The 21,320-nt window shown below is 72.0% G+C and carries 19 protein-coding genes; 10 read left to right on the forward strand and 9 right to left on the reverse strand.

The window, feature by feature from the left end; translation table 11 throughout:
- Positions 1 to 167: 167 nt before the first annotated feature.
- Both OG446_RS07360 and OG446_RS07365 read right to left on the reverse strand, forming a co-directional pair.
- The gene (locus OG446_RS07360; protein WP_328893254.1) at positions 168 to 779 is read right to left on the reverse strand and encodes a DUF1349 domain-containing protein; all 612 of its coding nucleotides are present in this window, start codon (positions 777 to 779) and stop codon (positions 168 to 170) included.
- Positions 776 to 2,296, reverse strand: a complete 1,521-nt coding sequence (locus OG446_RS07365) for an aldehyde dehydrogenase (NADP(+)) (protein WP_328893255.1) — start codon at positions 2,294 to 2,296, stop codon at positions 776 to 778. Before OG446_RS07365 ends, OG446_RS07360 begins: the two co-directional genes overlap by 4 nt.
- 154 nt (positions 2,297 to 2,450) lie before the next feature.
- Between OG446_RS07365 and OG446_RS07370 the strand changes: the two genes are divergently transcribed.
- From OG446_RS07370 to OG446_RS07415, 10 genes are all read left to right on the forward strand, one after another.
- Positions 2,451 to 3,221, forward strand: coding sequence for an IclR family transcriptional regulator (locus OG446_RS07370; RefSeq protein ID WP_219569419.1), 771 nt, complete (start codon positions 2,451 to 2,453; stop codon positions 3,219 to 3,221).
- 2 nt (positions 3,222 to 3,223) lie between these two features.
- Entirely contained in the window at positions 3,224 to 3,709 is a 486-nt protein-coding gene (locus tag OG446_RS07375; RefSeq protein ID WP_328893256.1) for a GNAT family N-acetyltransferase, read from the forward strand.
- Positions 3,710 to 4,020: 311 nt separating this feature from the next.
- Entirely contained in the window at positions 4,021 to 5,382 is a 1,362-nt protein-coding gene (locus tag OG446_RS07380) for a phosphatase PAP2 family protein (RefSeq protein WP_443050050.1), read from the forward strand.
- A gap of 126 nt (positions 5,383 to 5,508) precedes the next feature.
- Positions 5,509 to 6,528: a hypothetical protein gene (locus OG446_RS07385; protein ID WP_328893257.1), complete on the forward strand. Its 1,020-nt coding sequence runs from the start codon at positions 5,509 to 5,511 to the stop codon at positions 6,526 to 6,528.
- Positions 6,529 to 6,593: 65 nt separating this feature from the next.
- Positions 6,594 to 7,787, forward strand: a complete 1,194-nt coding sequence (locus OG446_RS07390) for a sensor histidine kinase (RefSeq protein WP_443050266.1) — start codon at positions 6,594 to 6,596, stop codon at positions 7,785 to 7,787.
- Positions 7,784 to 8,443, forward strand: a complete 660-nt coding sequence (locus OG446_RS07395) for a response regulator transcription factor (protein ID WP_328893259.1) — start codon at positions 7,784 to 7,786, stop codon at positions 8,441 to 8,443. Before OG446_RS07390 ends, OG446_RS07395 begins: the two co-directional genes overlap by 4 nt.
- 89 nt (positions 8,444 to 8,532) lie before the next feature.
- Positions 8,533 to 9,984: a peptidoglycan D,D-transpeptidase FtsI family protein gene (locus tag OG446_RS07400; protein ID WP_328893260.1), complete on the forward strand. Its 1,452-nt coding sequence runs from the start codon at positions 8,533 to 8,535 to the stop codon at positions 9,982 to 9,984.
- 235 nt (positions 9,985 to 10,219) lie between these two features.
- Positions 10,220 to 10,798 carry a SigE family RNA polymerase sigma factor gene (locus tag OG446_RS07405; protein WP_328893261.1) on the forward strand — a complete coding sequence of 193 codons (579 nt, stop codon included), beginning with the start codon at positions 10,220 to 10,222 and terminating at the stop codon, positions 10,796 to 10,798.
- On the forward strand, positions 10,795 to 11,514 hold the full coding sequence (locus tag OG446_RS07410; protein WP_328893262.1) for a hypothetical protein: 720 nt from the start codon (positions 10,795 to 10,797) through the stop codon (positions 11,512 to 11,514). The genes OG446_RS07405 and OG446_RS07410 overlap by 4 nt, the downstream gene beginning before the upstream one ends.
- Before the next feature lie 110 nt (positions 11,515 to 11,624).
- Entirely contained in the window at positions 11,625 to 12,473 is an 849-nt protein-coding gene (locus OG446_RS07415; protein ID WP_328893263.1) for a pectate lyase, read from the forward strand.
- A 62-nt stretch (positions 12,474 to 12,535) separates the two neighbouring features.
- Here OG446_RS07415 and OG446_RS07420 read toward each other — a convergent pair whose 3' ends face one another.
- From OG446_RS07420 to OG446_RS07450, 7 genes are all read right to left on the reverse strand, one after another.
- On the reverse strand, positions 12,536 to 13,645 hold the full coding sequence (locus tag OG446_RS07420; protein ID WP_328893264.1) for a pectinesterase family protein: 1,110 nt from the start codon (positions 13,643 to 13,645) through the stop codon (positions 12,536 to 12,538).
- A gap of 108 nt (positions 13,646 to 13,753) precedes the next feature.
- On the reverse strand, positions 13,754 to 15,097 hold the full coding sequence (locus tag OG446_RS07425; protein ID WP_328893265.1) for a pectate lyase family protein: 1,344 nt from the start codon (positions 15,095 to 15,097) through the stop codon (positions 13,754 to 13,756).
- Between the two features lie 65 nt (positions 15,098 to 15,162).
- Positions 15,163 to 15,990 carry a rhamnogalacturonan acetylesterase gene (locus OG446_RS07430; protein ID WP_328893266.1) on the reverse strand — a complete coding sequence of 276 codons (828 nt, stop codon included), beginning with the start codon at positions 15,988 to 15,990 and terminating at the stop codon, positions 15,163 to 15,165.
- 165 nt (positions 15,991 to 16,155) lie between these two features.
- A complete protein-coding gene (locus OG446_RS07435) occupies positions 16,156 to 17,490 on the reverse strand; it encodes an ABC transporter substrate-binding protein (RefSeq protein ID WP_328893267.1) in 1,335 nt (444 codons plus the stop codon).
- Between the two features lie 107 nt (positions 17,491 to 17,597).
- Entirely contained in the window at positions 17,598 to 19,157 is a 1,560-nt protein-coding gene (locus OG446_RS07440) for a glycoside hydrolase family 43 protein (protein WP_328893268.1), read from the reverse strand.
- Positions 19,154 to 19,981, reverse strand: coding sequence for a PmoA family protein (locus OG446_RS07445; protein ID WP_328893269.1), 828 nt, complete (start codon positions 19,979 to 19,981; stop codon positions 19,154 to 19,156). Before OG446_RS07445 ends, OG446_RS07440 begins: the two co-directional genes overlap by 4 nt.
- The gene (locus tag OG446_RS07450; RefSeq protein ID WP_328893270.1) at positions 19,978 to 21,318 is read right to left on the reverse strand and encodes a Gfo/Idh/MocA family protein; all 1,341 of its coding nucleotides are present in this window, start codon (positions 21,316 to 21,318) and stop codon (positions 19,978 to 19,980) included. The genes OG446_RS07445 and OG446_RS07450 overlap by 4 nt, the downstream gene beginning before the upstream one ends.
- Positions 21,319 to 21,320 lie beyond the last annotated feature (2 nt).

Below are 21,320 nucleotides of genomic sequence, written 5' to 3' on the forward strand. Positions count from 1 at the left end.
CCGCATGCTGCGTGCCGTGCTCCTGGGCGCGTCGTCGGAGATCACCGAACGCAGATGATCGGCCGCCGGCTGAAGGGGTGGCGGTCCCCACCGGGTACGGCCACGCGCGCCGATGCCCCCGCTCTCCGGACAAGGAAGGAAAGCGGGGGCATCGAGGCGTGCTTCGGTCAGCTGCCGTCGCGCAGGTCCGCGAGGCCCGTCGGGCGGAACTCGATCCGGTCGAAGGAGACCTCGCAGCCCTCGCCCGTGGGCGACTGGGCGAGGAAGCCGATGGACGCGCCGGCTGCCCCTTCCGCGTCGCCCAGGGCGAAGACGCGGACGAAGGTCCACTTCTCGCCGTCGGGTGAGGCGTGGCAGGCGAAGGCGTTGCCGGTGCGGCTCAGGCGCAGCCAGTAGGTGTCGCCGTCGACGACGAACGAGTTGACGTCGTCGGAGTGGCCCCGGGTGACGACGGTGCAGATGGTGGGGCGCTCCGGGGAGAGCTCCAGGCAGATCTTGGCCCACTCCCGGTCGCCGACGTGGAGGTAGAGGACCCCCGCGTCGAAGGCGGCGGCGAAGCCGACGCGTACCCGGGCGATCAGCTGGAAGTCGCCTGCCGGGGCGGGGCCCAGGAGGCGGGGTGCGTCGCTCTCCGTGTCGAGGGCGGCGCCGCCGGGCGGCACGAAGCGGTCCTGGCGGGCGCCCGCGCGGCCGGTGAGCACGCCCTCCTCGTAGTTCCAGCCCGTGGCGGGACCGAACGGTTCCAGGCCGAAGGGGAGTTCGGGGAGGCTCAGGGTCATGCGGGGTGTCCGTTCACGCGGCGGGGCAGGCCCAGCGGGTTGTCCTCGCGCAGCTCCGGCGGGAGCAGCGCCTCGGGGGTCGTCTGGTAGGTGACAGGGCGCAGCCAGCGCTCGATCGCGGTGGCGCCGACCGAGGTGGAGGTGGAGGTGGTGGCCGGGTACGGGCCGCCGTGGTGCTGGGCGGGCGCGACGGCGACGCCGGTCGGCCAGCCGTTGACCAGGACGCGTCCGGCGAGCGGGGTGAGCGCGGCCAGGAGCGCGGCGGCGCTGTCGTCGGCCTCCTCGGTGGCGATCTGGAGGGTGGCGGTGAGGTTGCCGGGCAGCCGGGACAGGACCGCGGTGATCTCGTCCTCGGATGTGTAGCGGGCGACGACGGTGACCGGGCCGAAGCACTCCTCCAGGAGCGCGTCGTGCGGGCCCTCGGTGGCGAGCAGGTGGGCCGGTACGGTCAGGAAGCCGGCCGCGACGGTGTGATCGCCGCCGGCTCCGGGGGTGACCGGGAGCTCCACGTCCGGGAGTGCGGCGCGCTCGCTCACTCCGGCGAGGAAGGCGTCGCGCATGCGGTGGTCGAGGAGGACTCCGGCCTCGGTGTCGCTGACCACTCCGGTGAGGGACTTCAGCAGCCGGTCGCCGTTCTCGCCCTCGGGGGCCAGGACGAAGCCGGGCTTGGTGCAGAACTGGCCCGCGCCCATGGTGATCGAGCCCGCGAGCCCCGCGCCGATCTGCTCGCCGCGCTCGGCGGCGGCCGCCTCGGTGATGACGACGGGGTTGAGGGAGCCGAGCTCGCCGTGGAAGGGGATGGGGACCGGCCGTGCGGCCGCGGCGTCGAAGAGGGCGCGGCCGCCGCGGATCGAGCCGGTGAAGCCGGCGGCGCTGACGAGCGGGTGCCGGACCAGTTCGACGCCCGCCTGGAAGCCGTGCACCAGGGTGACGACGTCCTCGGGCAGTCCGTGCTGCGCCGCGGCCCTGCGCAGGAGCGAGGCGCACAGTTCGGAGGTCGCAGGGTGGTCGGGGTGTGCCTTGATCACGACCGGGCAGCCGGCCGCGAGGGCGCTGGCGGTGTCGCCGCCGGGTACGGAGAAGGCGAGCGGGAAGTTGCTGGCCGCGTAGACGGCGACGACGCCGAGGGGGATCTTGTAACGCCGCAGGTCGGGCCAGGGCGGGGTGCGAGTGGCGTCCTCGTGGTCGATGTGGATGTCGAGGTACGCACCCTCGTCGACGACCTCCGCGAAGGCCCGCAACTGGGCTGCGGTGCGGGCGAGTTCGCCGGTCAGCCGGGCCGGTCCGAGCGCCGTCTCGGCGTCGGCGGCCTCGATCACGTGCTCACCGGCCCCGGCGAGCAGATCGGCCGCGGTGCGCAGGAACGCGGCGCGCACGGCGCGGTCCGCGAGGGAGGCCCGTACGGCGTGGGCGGCCCGGACCACACGGTCGACCTCCTCCGCTGTAGCCTCCACCGCAACCTGCTCACGCGGGTTCCCGGTGCGGGGGTCGACGCTCCAGACTGGTGCTGCTGCCACCGTGTTTCCTTCCGCTCCACTGCCACACATCAGAAGTTGTTCGGTATTCTGAACAGAGTTCCTGATCGTGAATATGAAGCGACTCTATTTCCGGGCGTTCGGTGTTGGCAAGAAGTCGCAGGGTTTCCCAAGTGGGCTGGAAGGGGCGTTGGGCATGTCGGTTGCCGAGTCTGGTGGGGCACAGGTCAAGTCCGCGGTACGGACGGTGGAGTTGCTGGAGTACTTCGCCGGGCGGCCGGGCATGCACTCCCTCGCCGCGGTGCAGGAGGCCGTCGGCTACCCCAAGTCCAGCCTCTACATGCTGCTGCGCACGCTGGTGGAGCTGGGCTGGGTGGAGACGGACGCGACGGGGACGCGGTACGGGATCGGTGTGCGCGCACTGCTGGTCGGCACCTCGTACATCGACGGCGACGAGGTCGTCGCGGCCGCCCGTCCGACCCTGGACCGGCTCTCCGACGACACCACGGAGACCATCCACCTCGCGCGGCTCGACGGAACGAACGTGGTCTACCTCGCCACCCGCCAGTCCCAGCACTACCTGCGCCCCTTCACCCGCGTCGGACGCCGGCTGCCCGCGCACTCGACCTCGCTCGGGAAGGCGCTGCTGGCCACCCACAGCGACGAGCAGGTCCGCAAGATGCTGCCCGAGACGCTGCCCGCGCTGACCGAGCACACCCTGACCGACCGGGAGAAGCTCATCGAGGAGCTGCACCTGATCCGCGAACAGGGCTATGCGGTGGACCGCGAGGAGAACACCCTGGGGCTGCGCTGCTTCGGCGTCGCGGTCCCGTACCGCACCCCGGCCCGGGACGCCATCAGCTGCTCGGTGCCGGTCGCCCGGCTCACACCGGCGCACGAGCAGATGGTCAAGGACGCGCTGTTCGACGCGCGGGACCGGCTGACCCTCGCGACCCGGAGGCTCTGACCGTGGGGAGCGTCAACGTCTCGCTGCGCGCGGTGCGCGACACCGACCTGCCGTTGTTCTTCGCGTGGATGTCCGACCCCGAGTCGGTTCGTACGGCCGCTTTCACCAGCGAGGACCCGTCCGACCGGCAGGCGTTCGACGCGCACTGGGCGCGCATCCTCGCGGATCCGTCGGTCGTGACGCGCACGGTGCTCGCGGACGGTGCGGTGGTCGGCAGCGCCGGTGCGTACGGGGCGCCGGACGACCGGCAGGTGATGTACTGGATCGACCGCGCGCACTGGGGTCGCGGTCTGGCCACGGCCGCGCTGGGCGCGTTGCTCGACGTCGTACCGGAACGCCCGCTGCACGCACGTGCCGCGGCCGACAACGTGGGCTCGCGGCGGGTCCTGGAGAAGTGCGGCTTCACCGTGACCGGCGAGGACCACGGGTATGCGCACGCGCGCGGCGAGGAGACGGACGAGCTGCTGTTCACCCTGCCCGCCGGGTGAAACCTGCGCGGGTGAGACCTTTCTGGGCGGACCCCCCGGGTGAGACCTGCGCGGGAGACCGGCCCGGGTGAGACCTCTGCGGGTGACACCGGTCCGGGTGAGAACCGCCGCCCGCCCCACGCGGCAGGCCGGCGGCCTGCCGCGTAATCCGCCATGACCATCGAGTCCTCGAACATCACTCCGATAACATGCTCGAATTCATGGCGATTGACCTCATCGTCCACACCGCACCGGCAAACCACGCCACCCGACGCGACAAATGACCCATGTCGCGACGTACTCCACCAGCATCTAACAAATCGGCCAAACTCTTGATACCTATAGCATCGCGGGTGTTTTCGCGAATAACCAACGGAATCACGTCCGGTACCTGGCGTCGGCCGAGGACAGTACTGTGGGCCACGGCGGGGGTGGTGGGCCTCGGATTCCTCGTCGCTCTCGAAATCGCCGCGCGTCACTACGGACTGCCGGGACCGATCGCCAGCCAGGCGCGAGAGGTGATAGTCGCTCCCGCCTCGGGGTTCCTGCTGTACGCCAGCATGGGCCTGATGCTGGTGGTGCTCACCTGGCGGCAGCGGTTCATCGCGGTGGGGACCGCGATCGGTATCGACCTCGTCATCCTGTTGGTGCGCTGGGTGGCCGACGCGCCGGTGACCCACGGCCACCCCTTCGGCAACGGCGCGCTGTGGGTGATCCTGGGGTGCGCGGTCATCGCCGTCACCCGCCGCACCGGTGCGGAACGTCTCCTGCTGCTCAAGGGCGTCGGGCTGGGCCTGCTGCTGGTGACCGGCCGCAAGACCGGCGACACCTGGTTGCTCATCACCTCGAAGACCCGCCCGCTGGTGCTCGACCAGTACGTGGCGACCGCCGACCACGCGCTGGGCAACCCCTCGTGGCTGGTGGGCCGGATGGTCAGGGCCACCGGTTCGTTCGGCGAGGTCTTCCTCGACTCCGTCTACACGCAGCTCGCGGTGGCCGCGGTCGTCGTCGCCCTGTACCAGCTGCGCAAGGTGGCGGACGAACGCGCCTTCCCGGCCCACCATCTGGTGCGCACCTTCCTGGTCATCGGCCTCCTCGGACCGGCCATCTACATGATCTACCCGGTGGTCGGACCGGTCTTCGCCTACGGCGCCGAAGGCGGGCACTGGGCCGCGGCCAACCTGTGGCCCGACACCCTGCCGCCGCGCAGCGGTCCCCACCACATGCCGTTCGACGACTTCACCCCGCGCAACTGCATGCCCAGCCTGCACACGGCGTGGGCCACCACGATCTTCATCCACTCCCGCAAGGGCCCCCGGTTCCTGCGGTACGCGGGCACGTTCTGGCTGATCGCCACACTCGCCGCGACGCTGGGCTTCGGCTACCACTACGGCATCGACATCATCACCGGCGTGATCTTCACCCTCACGATCGAGACGGCCCTGCGCTCTCAGAGCCGCGGCTGGGAACGGTCCGGAATCCAGCTGGTCGCCTACGGCAGCACGGTCTTCGCCGCGATCCTGGTGGCCGCCCGCTGGCTGCCGACGCAGATGGCCGCCCATGCCTGGCTGTTCGGCCCACTGCTCATCGGGGCACTGGTCTCGGTGATCTACGCGTATGTGCGGACCACCCGGCAGTGGGATCCGAAGCCCGCACCGGTGCGGCAGGCAGAACTGCAGCCCGAACTGGTCTGACCCGGCGCGACGGCCCGACGGTCCGTCGCGACGACCCTCCACGACGATCCGTCTCCGCCGTCCGGCGGAGACGGATCGTCGCCCGGCAGGACGTGCCCCGCCCGGCCGCGCGGCAGCGTGGGTGCCATGACGCAGACACCTCTCGTACCCGCTCCCGCACCGGCCGCCGCTCCGGTCACCGACCGCCACCGCACCGCGCTGCGCTGCGTCGCGATCGTCTCGTGCCTGCCCTACATCGTCCTCAAGGCCGCCTGGATCTCCGGCAGTCACGTCGGCATCCCGGACGGCAGCTCGCTCCTCGACCACCGCACCACGATGGCCGTCGCGAACGGCGCGTCGGTCCTGATGGACAGTGCCGTCGTGGTCATCGCCCTGCTGCTCACCCAGGCCTGGGGCCGCCGCGTGCCCGCCTGGCTGCTCGCCCTGCCGATGTGGGTGGCCACCGGTCTCCTGCTGCCGATCATGACCGGCTATCCGCTCCAGCTCCTGGTCCGGCTTCTGGGCGGGAAGACGGTCAACAAGGGTGACGTGGGCCGCCCCTTCCTGGACGAGTGGGTCTTCGGCGTCGTCTACACCGGCTTCATCATCCAGGGACTGGCCCTCGGCACCCTGTTCGCGCTGTACGCCAAGGACCGCTGGGGCCACCTCTGGCAGGGCACGCTGCGCGAACTGCCCGACAGCCCCACCTCTCCCGTCCTGCGGGCCGCCGCCGTCGCCGCCTCGTTGCTCGCCCTGGTGCCCGGCACGCTGCATCTGCTCTGGGCCACCGGTTCGACGGCCGGCCTCAACGAGGGCCGGATCGAGGAGCGCACCAGCGGCTCCGCGGTACTCGAAGCGGTCTACGTCCTCTTCCTCGTCGTCACCGTCGCCGGGGTCCTGCTCCTCGCCTTCCGCCGCGACTCCGCGCTGCCGCTGCGGGTGCCGCTCGCGCTGGCCTGGGGCGGATCCGGAGCGACGGCCTGCTGGGGCGGCTGGATGAGCATCGCCTCGCTGAGCGATGTCGACGACATCGCCGATCAGCCCACCGCCACCATGGTGCTCATCTACGCTGTCCAGATGCTGGTCGGGACGCTCGTGATGACGCTGGGCGCGTACTTCCTGGCGGAGCGCGCGGCCGCGACCCGGCCGGCGGGCCCCCGGGCGTGACGCCGTTGCTCGGCCGAAGGGCCCGGCAGCGCTGGCTGCACCTGATCATCGGCGGCGCCCTGCTGATGCCGTACTTCCTGGTCGGCACGGTGATCGTGGGGCTGTACCGCCCGGACGTCAATGTCTTCGACTCACCGGTCAACCAGCTGATCGCGTTCGCCTACGCCCTGCCGATGGCCGCGGTCACCGCGCTCCTCCCGCTCGCCCGGCCGCTCTCGGTGGCCGCCGCCCGTGCGCTGTGCGGGCTGCCGGCGGACCGGCCGCTCGCGGACGGGCCCGCCAGGACCCGGCAGGCCAGGATCCGTTCGGCGGCCTGGTTCACCCTGCATGTGGGACTCGGCGGCGTCATCAGCGGCATGACGCTGTCGCTGGTGCCGTTCGCCGTGGGTGTCATGGGGCTGCCGCTCTTCTCAGGCTTGCGGGACCCCCTGGCGCTGTATCTGCCCGAGGCTCTGGACCGGTCATGGGTCCTGGCCCTGGCGCCCTTCGCCGGGACCGCGATGCTGGTGGCCCTGACGGGCTGCGCGGCGGCGGCCGGGGCACTGCTGGCGAACCGGGCACCGGTCCTGCTGGGCCCGACCCCGGACGACCGGCTGGCCGCCGCCGAAAGCCGTGCGGCCGAGCTGGCGGTCCGTAACCGGCTGGCCCGCGAACTGCACGACTCGGTCGGCCACGCGCTCAGCGCCGTCACCCTCCAGGCAGGCGCGGCCCGCAGGGTGCTGGACAGCGACCCGGAGTTCGTCCGGGCCGCCCTGACCGCGATCGAGGAGACGACCCGGCGTACCGTCGGCGAGCTCGACACCGTGCTGGGGCTGCTGCGCCGGGACGACAACGGGGCCTGGGCGCCGGACGAGCCGTCCGGCCCGGGGCTCGACGCGCTGGGCGGGCTGCTCGCGCACTGCGGGCTGCCCGTCCAGTACGTCGCCGAGGGCGACCCGGACGGCGTCCCGGGGACGGTGTCCCGCGAGGCGTACCGGATCGTGCAGGAAGGGCTGAGCAACGCGCTGCGGCACGGCGGGCGCGGTGAACCGGTGCGGCTGCGGATCACGGTGCACGCCGCCGGGGAGTTGGAGATCGTCCTGGCCAGTCCGCTGCCCGGACGGCCGGCGGTGGTGCGCCCCGGAGGAGGCCGCGGTCTGCGCGGCATCACTGAGCGGGCCCTCTTGCTCGGCGGCCGTACCGAGGCCGGCGAACACGACGGCCACTGGCGGCTCACCGCCCGCCTCCCCCTCCACACCCCCGCACAGGAGCAGCGATGAGCACACCGGTCCGGATCGTCCTCGCCGACGACGAGCGCATGGTCCGCACCGCCCTGCGGGTCATCCTGGACGCGGAGCCCGGCCTGGAGGTCGTGGGCGAGGCGTCGACGGGCGCCGAGGCCGTCTCCGTGGTGCGCGAACTGCGCCCCGACGTGGTGCTGATGGATGTGCGGATGCCGGAGGTCGACGGGATCCGGGCGACGGAACAGATCCTGGCCACGCTCGACCCCGCCCCACGCATCGTCGTCGTGACCACCTTCGAGAACGACGCCTACGTGTACGAGGCGCTGCGCGTCGGAGCGGCGGGCTTCCTGCTCAAGCGGGCGGCTGCCGAGGACCTGGTGCAGGCGGTACGGCTGGTCGCCCGCAGCGACTCGCTGCTCTTCCCCGCCGCGGTACGGGGCCTGGCCGCCGCGTACGGCAAGCGGCAGCCGGCCGCCGCGCCACCGTGGGCGGCCAGGCTCACCGACCGGGAGGCGGACGTACTGCGGCTGATGGCGAGCGGGCTCACCAACGCGGAGATCGCCGGCCGGCTGCGGGTGGGCCCGGCGACGGCGAAGAGCCATGTGGCGGCCGTCCTCGCGAAGACCGGCACCCGGGACCGCACCCAGGCGGTCATCGCGGCGTACGAGTCCGGGTTCATCACGCCCCGCTGACCCGGCGGGGGCAGCGCGTTCATGAGGAATGGGTGAGAAGCGGCACAACCGGGAACGGAGCGCGGCGTCCCGCTCGTCCCTCCAGCGGGATGAACAAGACGATCAGGCGCGCCTCGGTCTTCAGCCTGCTGCTGGTCCTCGCCCTCCTGGGGCGGGCGACCTGGGTGCAGGCGTACCAGGCCCGGGCGCTCGCAGAAGACGACCACAACCGGCGGAACGTCATCGCGCAGTACGCGCAGCCGCTCGGCGACATCATCGTGTCCGGCTCCCCGGTCACCGGATCGAAGAGGACGGAGGGCGGCGATCTCGCGTACAAGCGCACCTACGAGGACGGTGACCTCTACGCGGCCGTCACCGGTTACGGCTCGCAGGCCTACGGCTCCACCCAGCTCGAAGGGATCTACAGCCATGTGCTGGACGGCACCGACACCCGGCTGAAGAACCCGCTGGACGCGCTGACCGGCAAGCGGAGCGCACCGGGCAACGTGCTGACCACGATCGACCCGGCGGTGCAGAAGGCGGCGGCCGAGGCGCTCGGCGACGACAAGGGCGCGGCGGTCGCGATCGACCCGAGGAGCGGGCAGATCCTCGGGATGGTCTCCTCCCCGTCCTACGACCCGTCCACCATCAGCGGGACGACGGACGGCGACGCCTGGCAGAAACTGCTCGCCGACCCGGACAAGCCGCTGGTCAACCGCGCGCTGCGGCAGCCGCTGGCGCCGGGTTCGACGTTCAAGCTGGTGGTGGCCGCGGCCGCGCTGGAGGACGGGCTGTACGGCTCGGTCGACGAGCCCACGAAGAGCCCCGTCCCGTACACGCTGCCCGGGACCAGCACCCCCCTCAGGAACGAGAGCGCCACCGCCCCCTGCGAGAACGCGACGCTGCGCGTGGCCCTCCAGTACTCCTGCAACAACGTCTTCGGCAAGGTCGCCGCCGATCTCGGCCAGGACAAGGTGCGGGCGATGGCGGAGAAGTTCGGTTTCAACACCGAGAAGCTGGACGTGCCCGTACGGGCCTCGAAGAGCGTCTACCCCTCCGGGATGGACAAGGCGCAGACGGCGCTGAGCGGCATCGGCCAGTTCGAGGTCACCGCGACGCCGCTCCAGATCGCCATGGTCTCCGCGGCCCTCGCCAACGACGGCGAGCTGGCCGCACCGCACATGGTCTCCAAGGTCACGGACGCGGACGGCGGCACGCTGGAGGACTTCGAGGACGGTGACATGAAGCGGATCGTGTCCTCGTCCACGGCCGAACAGCTGCGCAGCGCGATGGTGACCGTCGTGGAGGAGGGCACCGGCACCAACGCCCGGATCGACGGGGCCGAGGTGGGCGGCAAGACGGGCACCGCGGAGAACGGGGTGGACAACAGCAACACCCCGTACGCGTGGTTCACCTCGTACGCGAAGGACGACGGCAACGGCCAGGAGGTCGCGGTCGCCGTGATCGTGGAGGACTCGGGTTCGGCGGCTTCGGAGGTCAGCGGCAACGGCCTCGCGGCCCCCATCGCCCAGAAGATGATGAAAGCCGCGTTGCAGCGGTAAGCGGGACACGAGAGACGTCCCGGCACCCGGATCGGGGTGCCGGGACGTCTCTCATGTCCCGGGCCCCTTCAGGTTTTCGCCCGGTTACGTCTTACTTGGTTACGCACCCACGTCGAAGCGCTTCCGTGGCGCGCTGGTACGCTCTCGCCCCGCCCGCCCACTGTGGGCGGCGGATGGGAACGTACACAGTCCGACCGTGCGGGCACCGGGATTCGAGCGCTGAGATGAGGTAGCTGTGGGCACATCCATCGACCACGCCGATGCCGCTGCCGCCGAGTTCCATGAGTTCTTCGAGGCCCATTACGCCGAACTCGCGCGGCTGGCCCATCTGCTGACCGGCGAGGCCGACGCCGCCGACGACCTGGCGGCCGACGCCCTGCTGGCGCTCTGGCACCGCTGGGACCGGGTCAGGGACGCCGACCATCCGGTGGCGTACGCGCGTGGCGTCGTGGCCAACATGGCGCGGACCCGGATCCGCAGCGCGGTGCGCGAGCGACGGCGGATCGCGCTGTTCTGGGCCCCGCGCGGCGGCGGGGACGCGGTCGACGATCCGGACGTGTCGGCGGTCGTCGACGTCCAGGGGGCCCTGCGCAGGCTGCCGTTCCGCAAGCGCGCGTGTGTGGTGCTGCGGCATGCCTTCGACCTCTCGGAGCGCGACACCTCGCTGGTGCTCGGGATCTCGGTGGGTACGGTGAAGAGCCAGACCTCGCGGGCCGTCGCGGAACTGCAGCGGCTGCTGGGTCCGGAGACGCCCGCCGCCGCCTCGCACGTCCAGGCGGCCGTGGCGGCGCAGCGCAGCGGAGGAGACCGGTGAAGGACGAGGAGCTGTCCGTGCGGCTGCGGGAGGCCGCCGAGGCGCACCGCCCCGACCGGGAGCGGATGCTGGCCCGGGTGGAGCGGGGCATGGCCGAGGGCCGTCCGCCGGTCCGGGTGGTGCGCCCGCGGCGTGCGGCGGCTCCGTGGCTGCGGGTCGCGGGGGCGACGGCCGCGGTCTGCGGGGTGCTGGCGTTCGGTGCGGTGGCCGTCACGTCCGCCGGTGAGGGCGGATCGCACGGGGAGCGGGCCGCGGCGCCCGTGGCGTCCTCCCCCGCGCCGTCCGTGACCCCGCCCGCGGGCCTCGGTTCGCTGCGTACCGAGGACGGACCGCTGTGGGCGGACGGCGCTGTGGACCCGCACTCCAACGCGTACTGGGCCCAGAGCGAGGTGACGCTGCGGACGTCGGAGCCGCTCACCTCGCTCACCGTGGAGCTGCGGATCGCCCTCACCGGCGGCGTGAACAGCACCGGTTCCTGGCGCTCGTTGCCCGAGAAGGACTTCACCGTGTCGGTGACCGAGGACAGCGGCCATCTCGTCTACCGGTGGGCGTTGCGGGCGGGCCGGACCGTGCCGGCCGGCACCCACACGTTCGCCGGGCAGTACAACCACGCGGAGGGCGACCGGGACGCGACGGGCGACTACCTGACGGCGCACGCGGTCCGCACCAACGGTGAACGGGCCTCGGTGGGCGACCGCTTCGGCCCGGATCACTGACCGGCCGGCCCGGACGGAAAGAAGACGGCGGAACCCGGCAACCCTTGTCCCCCGCGGTGGCGACCAAGGAGCGCAACGCTCCCCCCACCACCAAGGAACGGGACACCGACATGAAGAATCGAGCCGCACCGCACGGCAGCCACGCCCGGCGCACCGGCCGCCGCCGCATGATCGCCGCTTCGACCACCGCGCTGGCGCTCACCGGCGCCGCGCTCACCACCGGCCTGCTGGTCCAGTCGGCCGGCGCGGCCCCCACCGCCGCCGCGGCCGCCGCATGGCCGACGCCCTCGGGTTCGAAGGCCGTCTCGGCAACCATCAAGGTCTCGGGGACGTACGACGGCGGGCTGAAGCGCTTCTACGGAAGCGGGGACCTGGGCGACGGCGGGCAGGACGAGGGCCAGGACCCGATCTTCGAACTGGCCGACGGGGCCGTCCTGAAGAACGTGGTCGTCGGCTCGCCGGCCGCCGACGGCATCCACTGCAAGGGCAGCTGCACGATCCAGAACGTGTGGTGGGAGGACGTCGGCGAGGACGCGGCGTCCTTCAAGGGCACCTCGTCGGGTGCCACGTACAAGGTGACCGGCGGCGGTGCCAGGAAGGCCGACGACAAGGTCTTCCAGTTCAACGGCGCGGGCACGCTGAGCATCAGCGGCTTCCAGGTCTCGGACTTCGGCAAGCTCGTCCGGTCGTGCGGCAACTGCTCCAAGCAGTACAAGCGGACGATCTCGGTCAGCGGCATCGACGTGACGGCGCCGGGCAAGGCGCTGGTCGGGATCAACACCAACTACGGCGACACCGCGACGCTGAGGTCGGTCCGGATCCACGGCGACAGCAGCAAGAAGATCAAGCCGTGCGTGCGCTACACGGGCAACGACGACGGTGACGAGCCGACCGAGACCGGCAGCGGGCCGGACGGCACGTACTGCAAGTACAGCAGTTCGGACATCAGTTACGACTGAGCGACGGTGACGGGAGCCCCGCCGGACCGCTCCGGCGGGGCTCCCGTCATGCCTGGCACGCCCTAGCGGTACGGACGCCAGTCCCCGAACCAGGCGGCCGCGGTGTGCAGGCGCGCCTCGGCCGCGGTCAGCCGGGGGCGGTTGGCGGGCACGGTGACACGCGCGCCGGGGCCCGTGTTGCGGTACTCGGCGAATCGCTGCTCCTGCCAGGGGAAGCCCGAGGACATGGTCCCGTACGGCTCGTCCGTGTCGATCCCGGCGCCGAGGTGGCTGTCGCGCACGGTCAGCATCGGGTGCGCGGTGAGGTCGGACGAGGGCACCCAGGGGCGGGCCAGTTTGAAGTAGCCGTCCGGCGCGGTGCTGGTGATGCGGGAGCGCCGCACCAGGTAGCCGTGCGGGTTGGCACCGGCGGTGCTGGGCGCGAAGACGAAGCCGTACGGCGCGGCCGTCAGATCGGTGCGGGCCAGGGTGCGGAAGTGGCAGCCGTCGAGGACCGCGGTGGCGCGGCCGAAGACGAAGTCGACGTCGCCTTCGACGTAGCAGTCGCGGTAGTACTGGCGGGCGAAGGCGGTGAGGGCGAGGGAGTCGGCGTACAGGGTGTCCTGGTGTCCCAGGAAGCGGCAGCCGTAGAACGCCGAGCGGTCGCCCTGCACCTTGATGGCGACGGCCTGGGTGCCGGTGTAATCGGGATGGTCGGCGCGCAGCCAGTCGTTGGCGAAGGTCAGGCCGTGGGCGGTGAGTCCGGCGGGCCGGGCGGTGACGGTGGCGGAGCCGCTGGTGCCGTAGGTTCCCGAACCGTCGGGCCGGGGGGTGCCGTTGGCGTTGGCGTACACGATGACGGTGTCGTGCGGGTCGTCGCTCGCGCCGATGAGGGTGAGGCCGGTCCGGTCGGCCGGGATGTCGACGGTCTCGCGGTAGGTGCCCGGGGCGATCACCAGGGTGCGGCCGGGGCCGGTCGCGGCGTCCACGGCGGCCTGGACCGCGGTGTGGTCGCCCCTGCCGCGTGCGTCGACGTACAGGGTCGCGGCGTCCAGGCGGTGGGACGGTGAGCCGTAGCGTCCGAAGGGGCGGGCGCCGGGACGGTCCTGGGCGTGCGCGGCGGGGGCCGCGCCGAGGGCGAGGGCGGCGCTGCCGCCCGCGAGCAGGGCCAGGGCGCTGCGTCTGCTGGGCATGGCGGTACTTCCTTACTTCCTGCGCGGGGTGTGCGACGGGCCGGGCGGCACCCCCGCCGGTGCCGTGGAGGCACCGGCGGGGGCGGTCCGGTACGGGACTGTCGGTGCTCAGGCGCCGGGAATCCGGCCGGCGCCCGCCTTGAGGCCCACGATCAGGGGCACGAACAGCGGGTGGTCGACCCTGGTGCGCAGGGTCGGCGTCCATCCGGCGCCCGCGGTGAGCTGCTCCGCGGGGACGCCCGCGTTGTGGACGGCGATGAGGTCCGTGCGGCGGCCGTTGACGTAGTTGTCCGTGGCGGTGAGCGGGGACTCGGACCACTTCTTGAGGATCTTGGCCTGGTCGAATCCGGCGCCGAGGGTGAACGCGTTGTGCTCGGCGACGAGCTGGGACTTGGAGCCGATGCCGTAGGTGTAGCCGTAGACGCTGCCCTTGGTGGCGACGAAGTGGTTGTTGTACGAGTCGACCTGCCCGAAGCGGACGCGGGGGGCGCGCTCGTTCACGTCCTTGAAGAGGTTGTGGTGCAGGGTGACCCGGAGCTTGCCGCTGTCGGTCGCGCCGGCTCCGTCGCTGTTGCCGATGAGCATCGTCTTGTCGTGGTCCTTGAGGACGTTGTACGAGACGGTGACCAGGTCGGCGCCCCTGACGATGTCGAAGAGCCCGTCGTGCTGCTGGTACAGCTCGTTGAAGTAACGCGGCTGACCGGCGTCGGGGCGGTCCCCGTCGCTGAAGGTGTTGTGGTCGACCCAGACGTGGTGGGAGCCGTAGACGACGAGGTTGTCGTACTCGGAGTTCCAGTGGCCGGTCTCACCGTCCGTGGGGTCCCACTGGGGGAAGCAGTCGTAGGTGTCCTCGAACGAGATGTTGCGGACGATGACGTTGGAGACGCCCCGGATCTGGAGGCTGGCGCCGATGACCGTCGCGTCCTTGCCGACCCCGACGAGGGTGGTGTTGGAAGGGACGTTGACGTTCACCGCGGCCTTCTGCAGCTCGGCCGACGCGGCCCGGGCGTCCTCCATGGGGCCGGACGGCACCTCCTCGCGGCCCCAGGTGGCCGGGTCGTAGGCGGCGAGGTACTTGTCCAGGGTGTAGCCGTCGGTCTGGTACGCGTCGCAGTCGATCGGGGTGCCCGCGGCGTCGGAGTTCCCGTGGACGGTGCCGTCGATCCTGACGATCTTCGGGGCGTCGCCCGCGTCCTCGAAGGCGGCGATGAGTTCGGCCCGGTTGCTCACGGTGTAGACGTGGTCGGGGGTGGCGGCGGCGCCGCCGGTGGTGGAGCCGTCGGCTGCGGCCCAGCCGTCGCCCTTGGCGAGGACGGCGCGGTCGATGCCCTTCTGGTGGCCGGCTCCGCCCGGGTGCGCGGTGGCCTGGGCGGGGACGGACACGGCGAGCGCCAGGGAGGCGCAGCCCATCACCAGGGCAATGGCGCGGGCATGACAGATGCGTGCGGGCATGGCGGATCCTTCGGTGGTGAGGTGAGGTGAAGTGAACCGTGGGGGAACGGGGGTGGCGGCCGGGGTCAGGCCTGCGGCCAGGTGATCCACTCGAGCGGGATCGCGGAATCGGTGCGCCGTACGTCGCGCGGGGCGAGTACCTTCCCGGCCACGAGGGCCCGGGCGACGAGCCGTGCGGCCTCGATGGCGCCGCGGGGCTGGAAGTGCGTGTTGTCCTGTCGCCCGTCGGGATAGTTGGGCGACTGCCCCGGCTCCAGCCAGTTGAAGTACGACTGGGTGCCGTCGGGGCCGAGTTCCTGCCAGCGCGCGAGCGTGAGCGCCTGGAGGTCGAGCAGGGGTACGCGCTCCTCGGCGGCCAGCGCGCGCATCGCGGCCGGGTACGCGCCGTGGCTGGGCTTCGCCGTACCGTCGTCGGCGAAGCGGCGGCGCTCCACCGGGGTGAGCAGGACCGGCCGCACCCGGCGGGCCCGCGCGCCGTTCACGTACTGGCGCAGGTAGTCCTGGTAGGTGGTGTACGGGTCGGTGCCGCGGGCCGGGTCCTCGGTCTTCTCGTCGTTGTGCCCGAACTGGATCAGCAGGAGGTCGCCCTCGCGCACCTCGTCCAGCAGGGCGGCGAGCCGTCCCTCGTCAATGAAGCTCTTCGAACTGCGGCCGTTCATCGCATGGTTGGCGACCGTCAGGGAGCGGCCGAGGAAGAACGGCAGGGCCATGCCCCAGCCGGTCTCGGGCGCCGCGTCGGCGTACTTCTGCGCGGCGGTCGAGTCGCCGGCGATGTGCAGGGTGCGGGGGCGGGGACGGCCGCCCGGTCCGTGCGCCGCCGCGGTGGTACCGGTGGCGAGCGCCAGGGGCAGCGCGGCGATGGCGGCCGCGGTCTGCCTGCGGGTGAGTGACACGGTGAAGCTGCCTCTCTCATGGATGCGTAGCGGTGCGTACGCGGACGTACGGCGGTACGGGGTGCAGGAGGAGAAGTGCAGGAGGAGTGGGGACCGGCGGCGGGACGCGACCCGAACCGCCGCCGGTCCCCGGTCACCGGGGTGTCGGCCTGGAGAGGGACCGGATCAGCCGTTGCCGATCTCCTTCCACTCCTTCTGGGCCTTGTTCAGCTCGTCCGCGATCTTGTCCAGGAAGTCCTTCGCCGTGACCTTGCCGAGCAGCAGCTTCTGGAACTCGGGCTCGTTGTCCGCCTTGCTGATGTTGTTCCAGTCCGGCAGGTAGTACGGCAGCTGCACGATCTTCGTGGAGCCGTCGGTGAGGGCCTTCGCGGCGAGCTCGGTCGACTCGGTGGCGCTGATCCACGGGTCCTTGGCGGCCTCGGTGTTGGCCGGGATGGCGCCCGCGGACTCGTTCCACTTGCTGTTCGACTCGTGCGAGGCGGCGAACTCGATGAACTTCCAGGCGGCCGTCTTGTTCTTGCTCGACCGGAACAGGCCGAGACCGTCGACCGGGTTGGAGACCTGGACCCGGGTGCCGCCGTCGCCGATCGGGTTCGGTATGCCGGCGAACTTCTCCTTGCCCAGCGCCTTCAGGTGGTCCTGGTAGGAGCCGAGGTTGTGGCTCAGCATGCCGATGGTGCCGGTGTCGAACTGGGCGACCATCTTGGTGAAGTCGTTGTTGACGTCGGCGGCGGGCGTCGCCTTCTTGTACAGCGCCACGTACTTCTCCAGCGCGGCGACGTTCTTCGGGTCGTTGAGCGTCGTCTTGTCGCCGTTCCAGAACTCCGTGATGCCGGACTGGCCGTACGAGGCGTCGATCGCCTGGGCGATGGAGCCGGCGCCGCCGCGGATCGTGTAGCCGAACTTGTTGTCCTTGGAGTCGGTGAGCTTCTCGGCCGCCTTGTAGAAGTTGGCCCAGGTGGTGGGCGCTTCGAGGCCGGCGGTCTTGAACAGGTCGGTGCGGTACCAGAGTGCGCCGTTGTTGGCGGAGGTCGGCACGGAGTACATGTCGTCGCCCCGGCCGCCCGCGACCTTGACGCCGTCGACCATGCTCTCGACGAGCTTGCCGTTGAGTGTGGAGCCCTTGATCCGGTCGTTGAGCGGGTCGAGGGCCTCCTGCGAGACCATGTTGGCGAGGTAGGCGGTGCCCACGCCACCGACGTCCGGGAGACCGCCGCCGGCGATGGCCGTGTCGTACTTGGACTGCACGTCGGCGATCGGGATCGGCACGTACTTGACCTTGATGTCCGGGTACTTCTTCTCGAAGTCCTTGATGATCTCGGTCCAGATGGCGGTACGCGGACCACCGTTGTTGTCCCAGAAGGTGATCTCGCCCTTGCCGCTGCCCTCGGTACCGGTGTCGCTGCCGTCGTCACCACAGGCGGTCGCGGTCAGTGCGAGCACCGCGGCAAGCGAGACAGCCGCCGCGGCACGCCCCCGCTGCGTCTTCGAGATGTTCATGATCGGCTCTTCTCTCTCGGTTCTCTCGGTTCGTGCGCATGAGTGGGGGGTTCGGTGGTCCGGTGCCGGCCGGCCGTCGCCCTTCGACGGCCTGTCCGGTACGCGTTTCAGGGGGTGGTGCGGAATCCGGTGAAGCAGGCCGTCCCGGCCGGCCCCGTTCCCGGTGGTGCGGTGGCGAACAGGCCGAGCAGAGCGCCGACCCAGCGCCACGGTGTGGCGGCGAAGACCTGGCCCGATGCCCTGAATCCGGCGCCGTCCCCGGTGTCGGCGAAGAAGCGGCAGCGGGCGCCGGCGGTGACCTCGATCCGGAGCCGGGCCGTGCCGTCGGGGGCCGCCCTGCCGTGTTCGGCGTCGCGTTCGTGCTCGGCGACCGTCTCGGCGTACCGGTGCACGAGCCGAATCCCGTCCGCACCGTCCGCCGGCCGCTCCAGGCCGATCCAGCTGAACGCGTCCCCAAGCACCGCGAGACCGGCCTTGGCCCCCGGCACCTCGCTGCCCAGGGCCAGATCGGCCTCGACGGTGAACGTCTCGGCGGGCAGCCGCTGGACCAGCACGTTGGGCAGGGCCCGCAGATCGTGTGCGTACGCGGTCCGTACGCAGCTGAGCCGCAGCCCGTCCCCGCCGTGCTCGACGGTCCAGCCGGGGCGGGGGTTGGCCGTCCACTGCCACTGCCTGCCGTACCGGCCGCCCGGGAAGCTGTCACCACTGGCGGGGGCCGCCGCGGACTGCTCGGGCGCGACCGGTTTGGTGTGTACGGTGACGGGTTCGCCCCCGTCGCCGATGACCGGCCAGCCGCCGTCCGCCGCGTCCCAGCGCATCGGCTGGAGGTGCACCACCCGCCCGTACGCCCCGCGCTCCTGGAAGTGCAGGAACCAGTCCTCGCCGGCCGGGGTCGTGACCCAGCCGCCCTGGTGCGGCCCGTTGACCTCGGTACGGCCCTGGGCGAGGACGACGCGTTCCTCGTACGGCCCGAAGAACTCGCGGGAGCGGAAGGCGCCCTGCCAGCCGGTGCTCACCCCGCCGGCCGGGGCGAGGATCCAGAACTCGCCGTCCCGGCGGTAGAGCTTGGGGCCCTCCAGGGTGAACCAGCCGGGGATCGTGTCGGCGTCGATCAGGGTCTTGCCCTCGTCGAGGAGCTCCCGTCCGTCGGGGCTCATCCGGTGGCCGGTGAGCCGGTTCTTGATCCCGGAGCGCGACTTGGCCCAGGCGTGCACGAGGTAGGCCTCGCCGGTCTCCTCGTCCCACAGCGGGCAGGCGTCGATCAGTCCCTTGCCGGCCTTGACCAGATGGGGCGCGCTCCACGGGCCTCGGACGTCCTCGGCGTTGATCTGCTGGATGCCGTGGTCGGGGTCGCCCCAGAAGATCCAGAACCGTCCGGCGTGGTGCCGCAGCGACGGTGCCCACACCCCGCAGTCGTGCCGGGGCACCGCGAAGTCCGCGGCAGGTTCGAGGCGGTCCAGGGCATGGCCGATCAGGGTCCAGTTGACGAGGTCGCGCGAGTGCAGCAACGGGAGTCCGGGGACCCGGCCGAAGCTGGAGGCGGTGAGGTAGAAGTCCTCGCCGACCCGCACCACGTCGGGGTCGGACCAGTCGGCGTTCAGCACCGGGTTGCGGTAGGTGCCGTCGCCGAGGTCGGCGGTCCAGGGGCGCTCGGCCGGGGCGCTCACGCGGTCACCGCCCGGCGGACGTAGGCCGCGGCCTCGTCCGGGCCGAGCCGGCCGTCCGCGATGACGGTGACGACCCGGCGCACGATCGTCGCACCCGCGGGAACGGGGAGCCGGCGGTCCGCGGCGAGGGAGGAGCCGACGCCCGGGTACTCGGTGGTCCGCACGAACCACGGGTCCCGGCGGGTCTCCTCGGTCGCCCCGGCGAAGACCAGGGTCCAGCCGTCGCCGCTCATCGCCACCCAGTCGGCGGCCTTCCCGTGCACCGCCTCCTCGCCCTCCGCGGAGCCGCTGAACACGGCGGGCGCCGACGCCTCCTTGGGCGCCCGCCAGAAGAAGCCGCCGTATCCGGCGCCCGGCCGCCCGTTGGTGGCGGGGCTGCCGATCGACAGGTCCGCGGTGCCCCGGTTGGTGAGCGAGAAGGAGAAGTCCAGCGCCCAGGCGGCCGGGGAGAGTTCCGCGGCGGCGACCGTGCGGTGCTCCCGCAGCAGTTCGGTGTCGCCGGCCTCCCAGCTGAGCTCCTCGACGAATCCGTCCGGGTCGCGGAGCTTCCAGCCGAGATGACGCTGGACGCCGTGGTTGTCGAGCACGGTGGGGCCCTGGTCGCGGACGAAGGTGCGCCCGCCCCAGAAGTTGTGCCCGGCGACGTCCGGGACGGCGACGGAGGTGCCCAGGTGGTGCACGTGGTCGGCCGGGCGCTCCTCGGTGACGGGGGTGCCGGCGAGGGTGGTGACCGGGTGGAGGTAGGGCCGGCCGTCGGCGGCGGGGAGGTAGGTGTAGCGGCCGACCGGGCGGCCGGCGCAGCTCAGCAGTGCGGTGGTGGTCACGATGAACTCACCTCGGTGGTAGGTCCTGTCCGGGGTTCCAGCGCGGGAGAAGGAGCGGCGTCCGGTGCCGTCGGATCCAAGGCGGAGGAGGGAGGGAGGGCGGAGCCCTCGCGACTGACGACAACGCCGGAGGCGGCGGCACCGGACGCCGCGACGCCGCGGGGGAACTCCGGACAGGACCTGGTCGCCCAGGGGGCGCCGAGTTCGGAGAAGAGGGTGAGGGTGTCGGCGCCCGCCGCGACCAGTCCGTCGATCCCGCGCACCACCCGGCGGGGGGCTGCGGAGGCGGTCGCGGGCACGGTGTACCAGGCGTCGTCCGGCAGGGCGCGCGGTTCGTCGGCGGTCCGTACCGCCTCGACGACCTCCATGAACGCCCCGGTGCGGTGCGGCGGTACGAGCAGGGAGGCATCCCGGACCAGGTGCTCGACGAGGTTCTCCAGGAGGTCGGTCCGCCGGTGCACCGCCTCCTCGGGGCCGTGTCCGGCGCGCTGGACGAGCACCCGGTCCTGCTTGTACCAGAAGGTGATCCGGCCGCGGTCGCCGTGGACGATCACATAGGGCTCCCCGGCCTGCTCCGCGCAGAGGGTGACGGCGGCGGTGACCGGGACGCCGGAGGCGGTGGTGATGCGTACGCAGGAGGTGTCGTCGGCCTCGATGCCGTGGGCGCGGAAGAGCTCGGTCTCGACGGCGACGACGTCCTGGGCCGTGCCGCTGCCGGCCAGTTCGAGGGCGGTGGCGACGGCGTGGGCGAGCGGGTTGGTCAGGACCCCGTCGACGACGTCGGTGTCCCCGATCCGGCGCCGCCCGGCCCAGGGCGCCCGCCGGTAGTAGGCCTCGTCCCGGACCCAGGCGCCCGCGGCCCCGTAGCCCCGGACGGTGCCGATGGCGCCGGTGCGCACGAGTTCGCGGATGGCGGGCACGGCGTGCGAGCCGAAGGACTGGAAACCCACCTGGCAGGCGACGCCGGCGTCCCGCACCCCGGCCAGGATCCGTTCGAAGTCGGCCCGCGTCGCGGCGGGCGGCTTCTCCAGCAGGAGGTGGACGCCCCGGCCGGCGGCGGTGAGCGCCAGTTCGGCATGGGTCTGGATCGGGGTGCAGATGACGGCGGCGCGGGCCCCGGTGGAGTCCAGGAGCGCACCGAAGTCGGAGGACTGCTCCGGGAGTTCACCGGCGAAGGCGTCGAGTTCGCCGTCGTCGAGCGGCTTCAGCTCACAGACCCCGGCAAGCCGGACGAGGCCCTGGTGCTGGAGACGGCGGATGTTGGCGAGGTGCCAGCGTCCGTGGCCGCGGGCGCCCGCGAGGACGATCGGGACGGGTGTGGTGGGCAGGGACGGCATGT

This window comes from Streptomyces sp. NBC_00236, assembly GCF_036195045.1.
GTDB lineage: Bacteria > Actinomycetota > Actinomycetes > Streptomycetales > Streptomycetaceae > Streptomyces.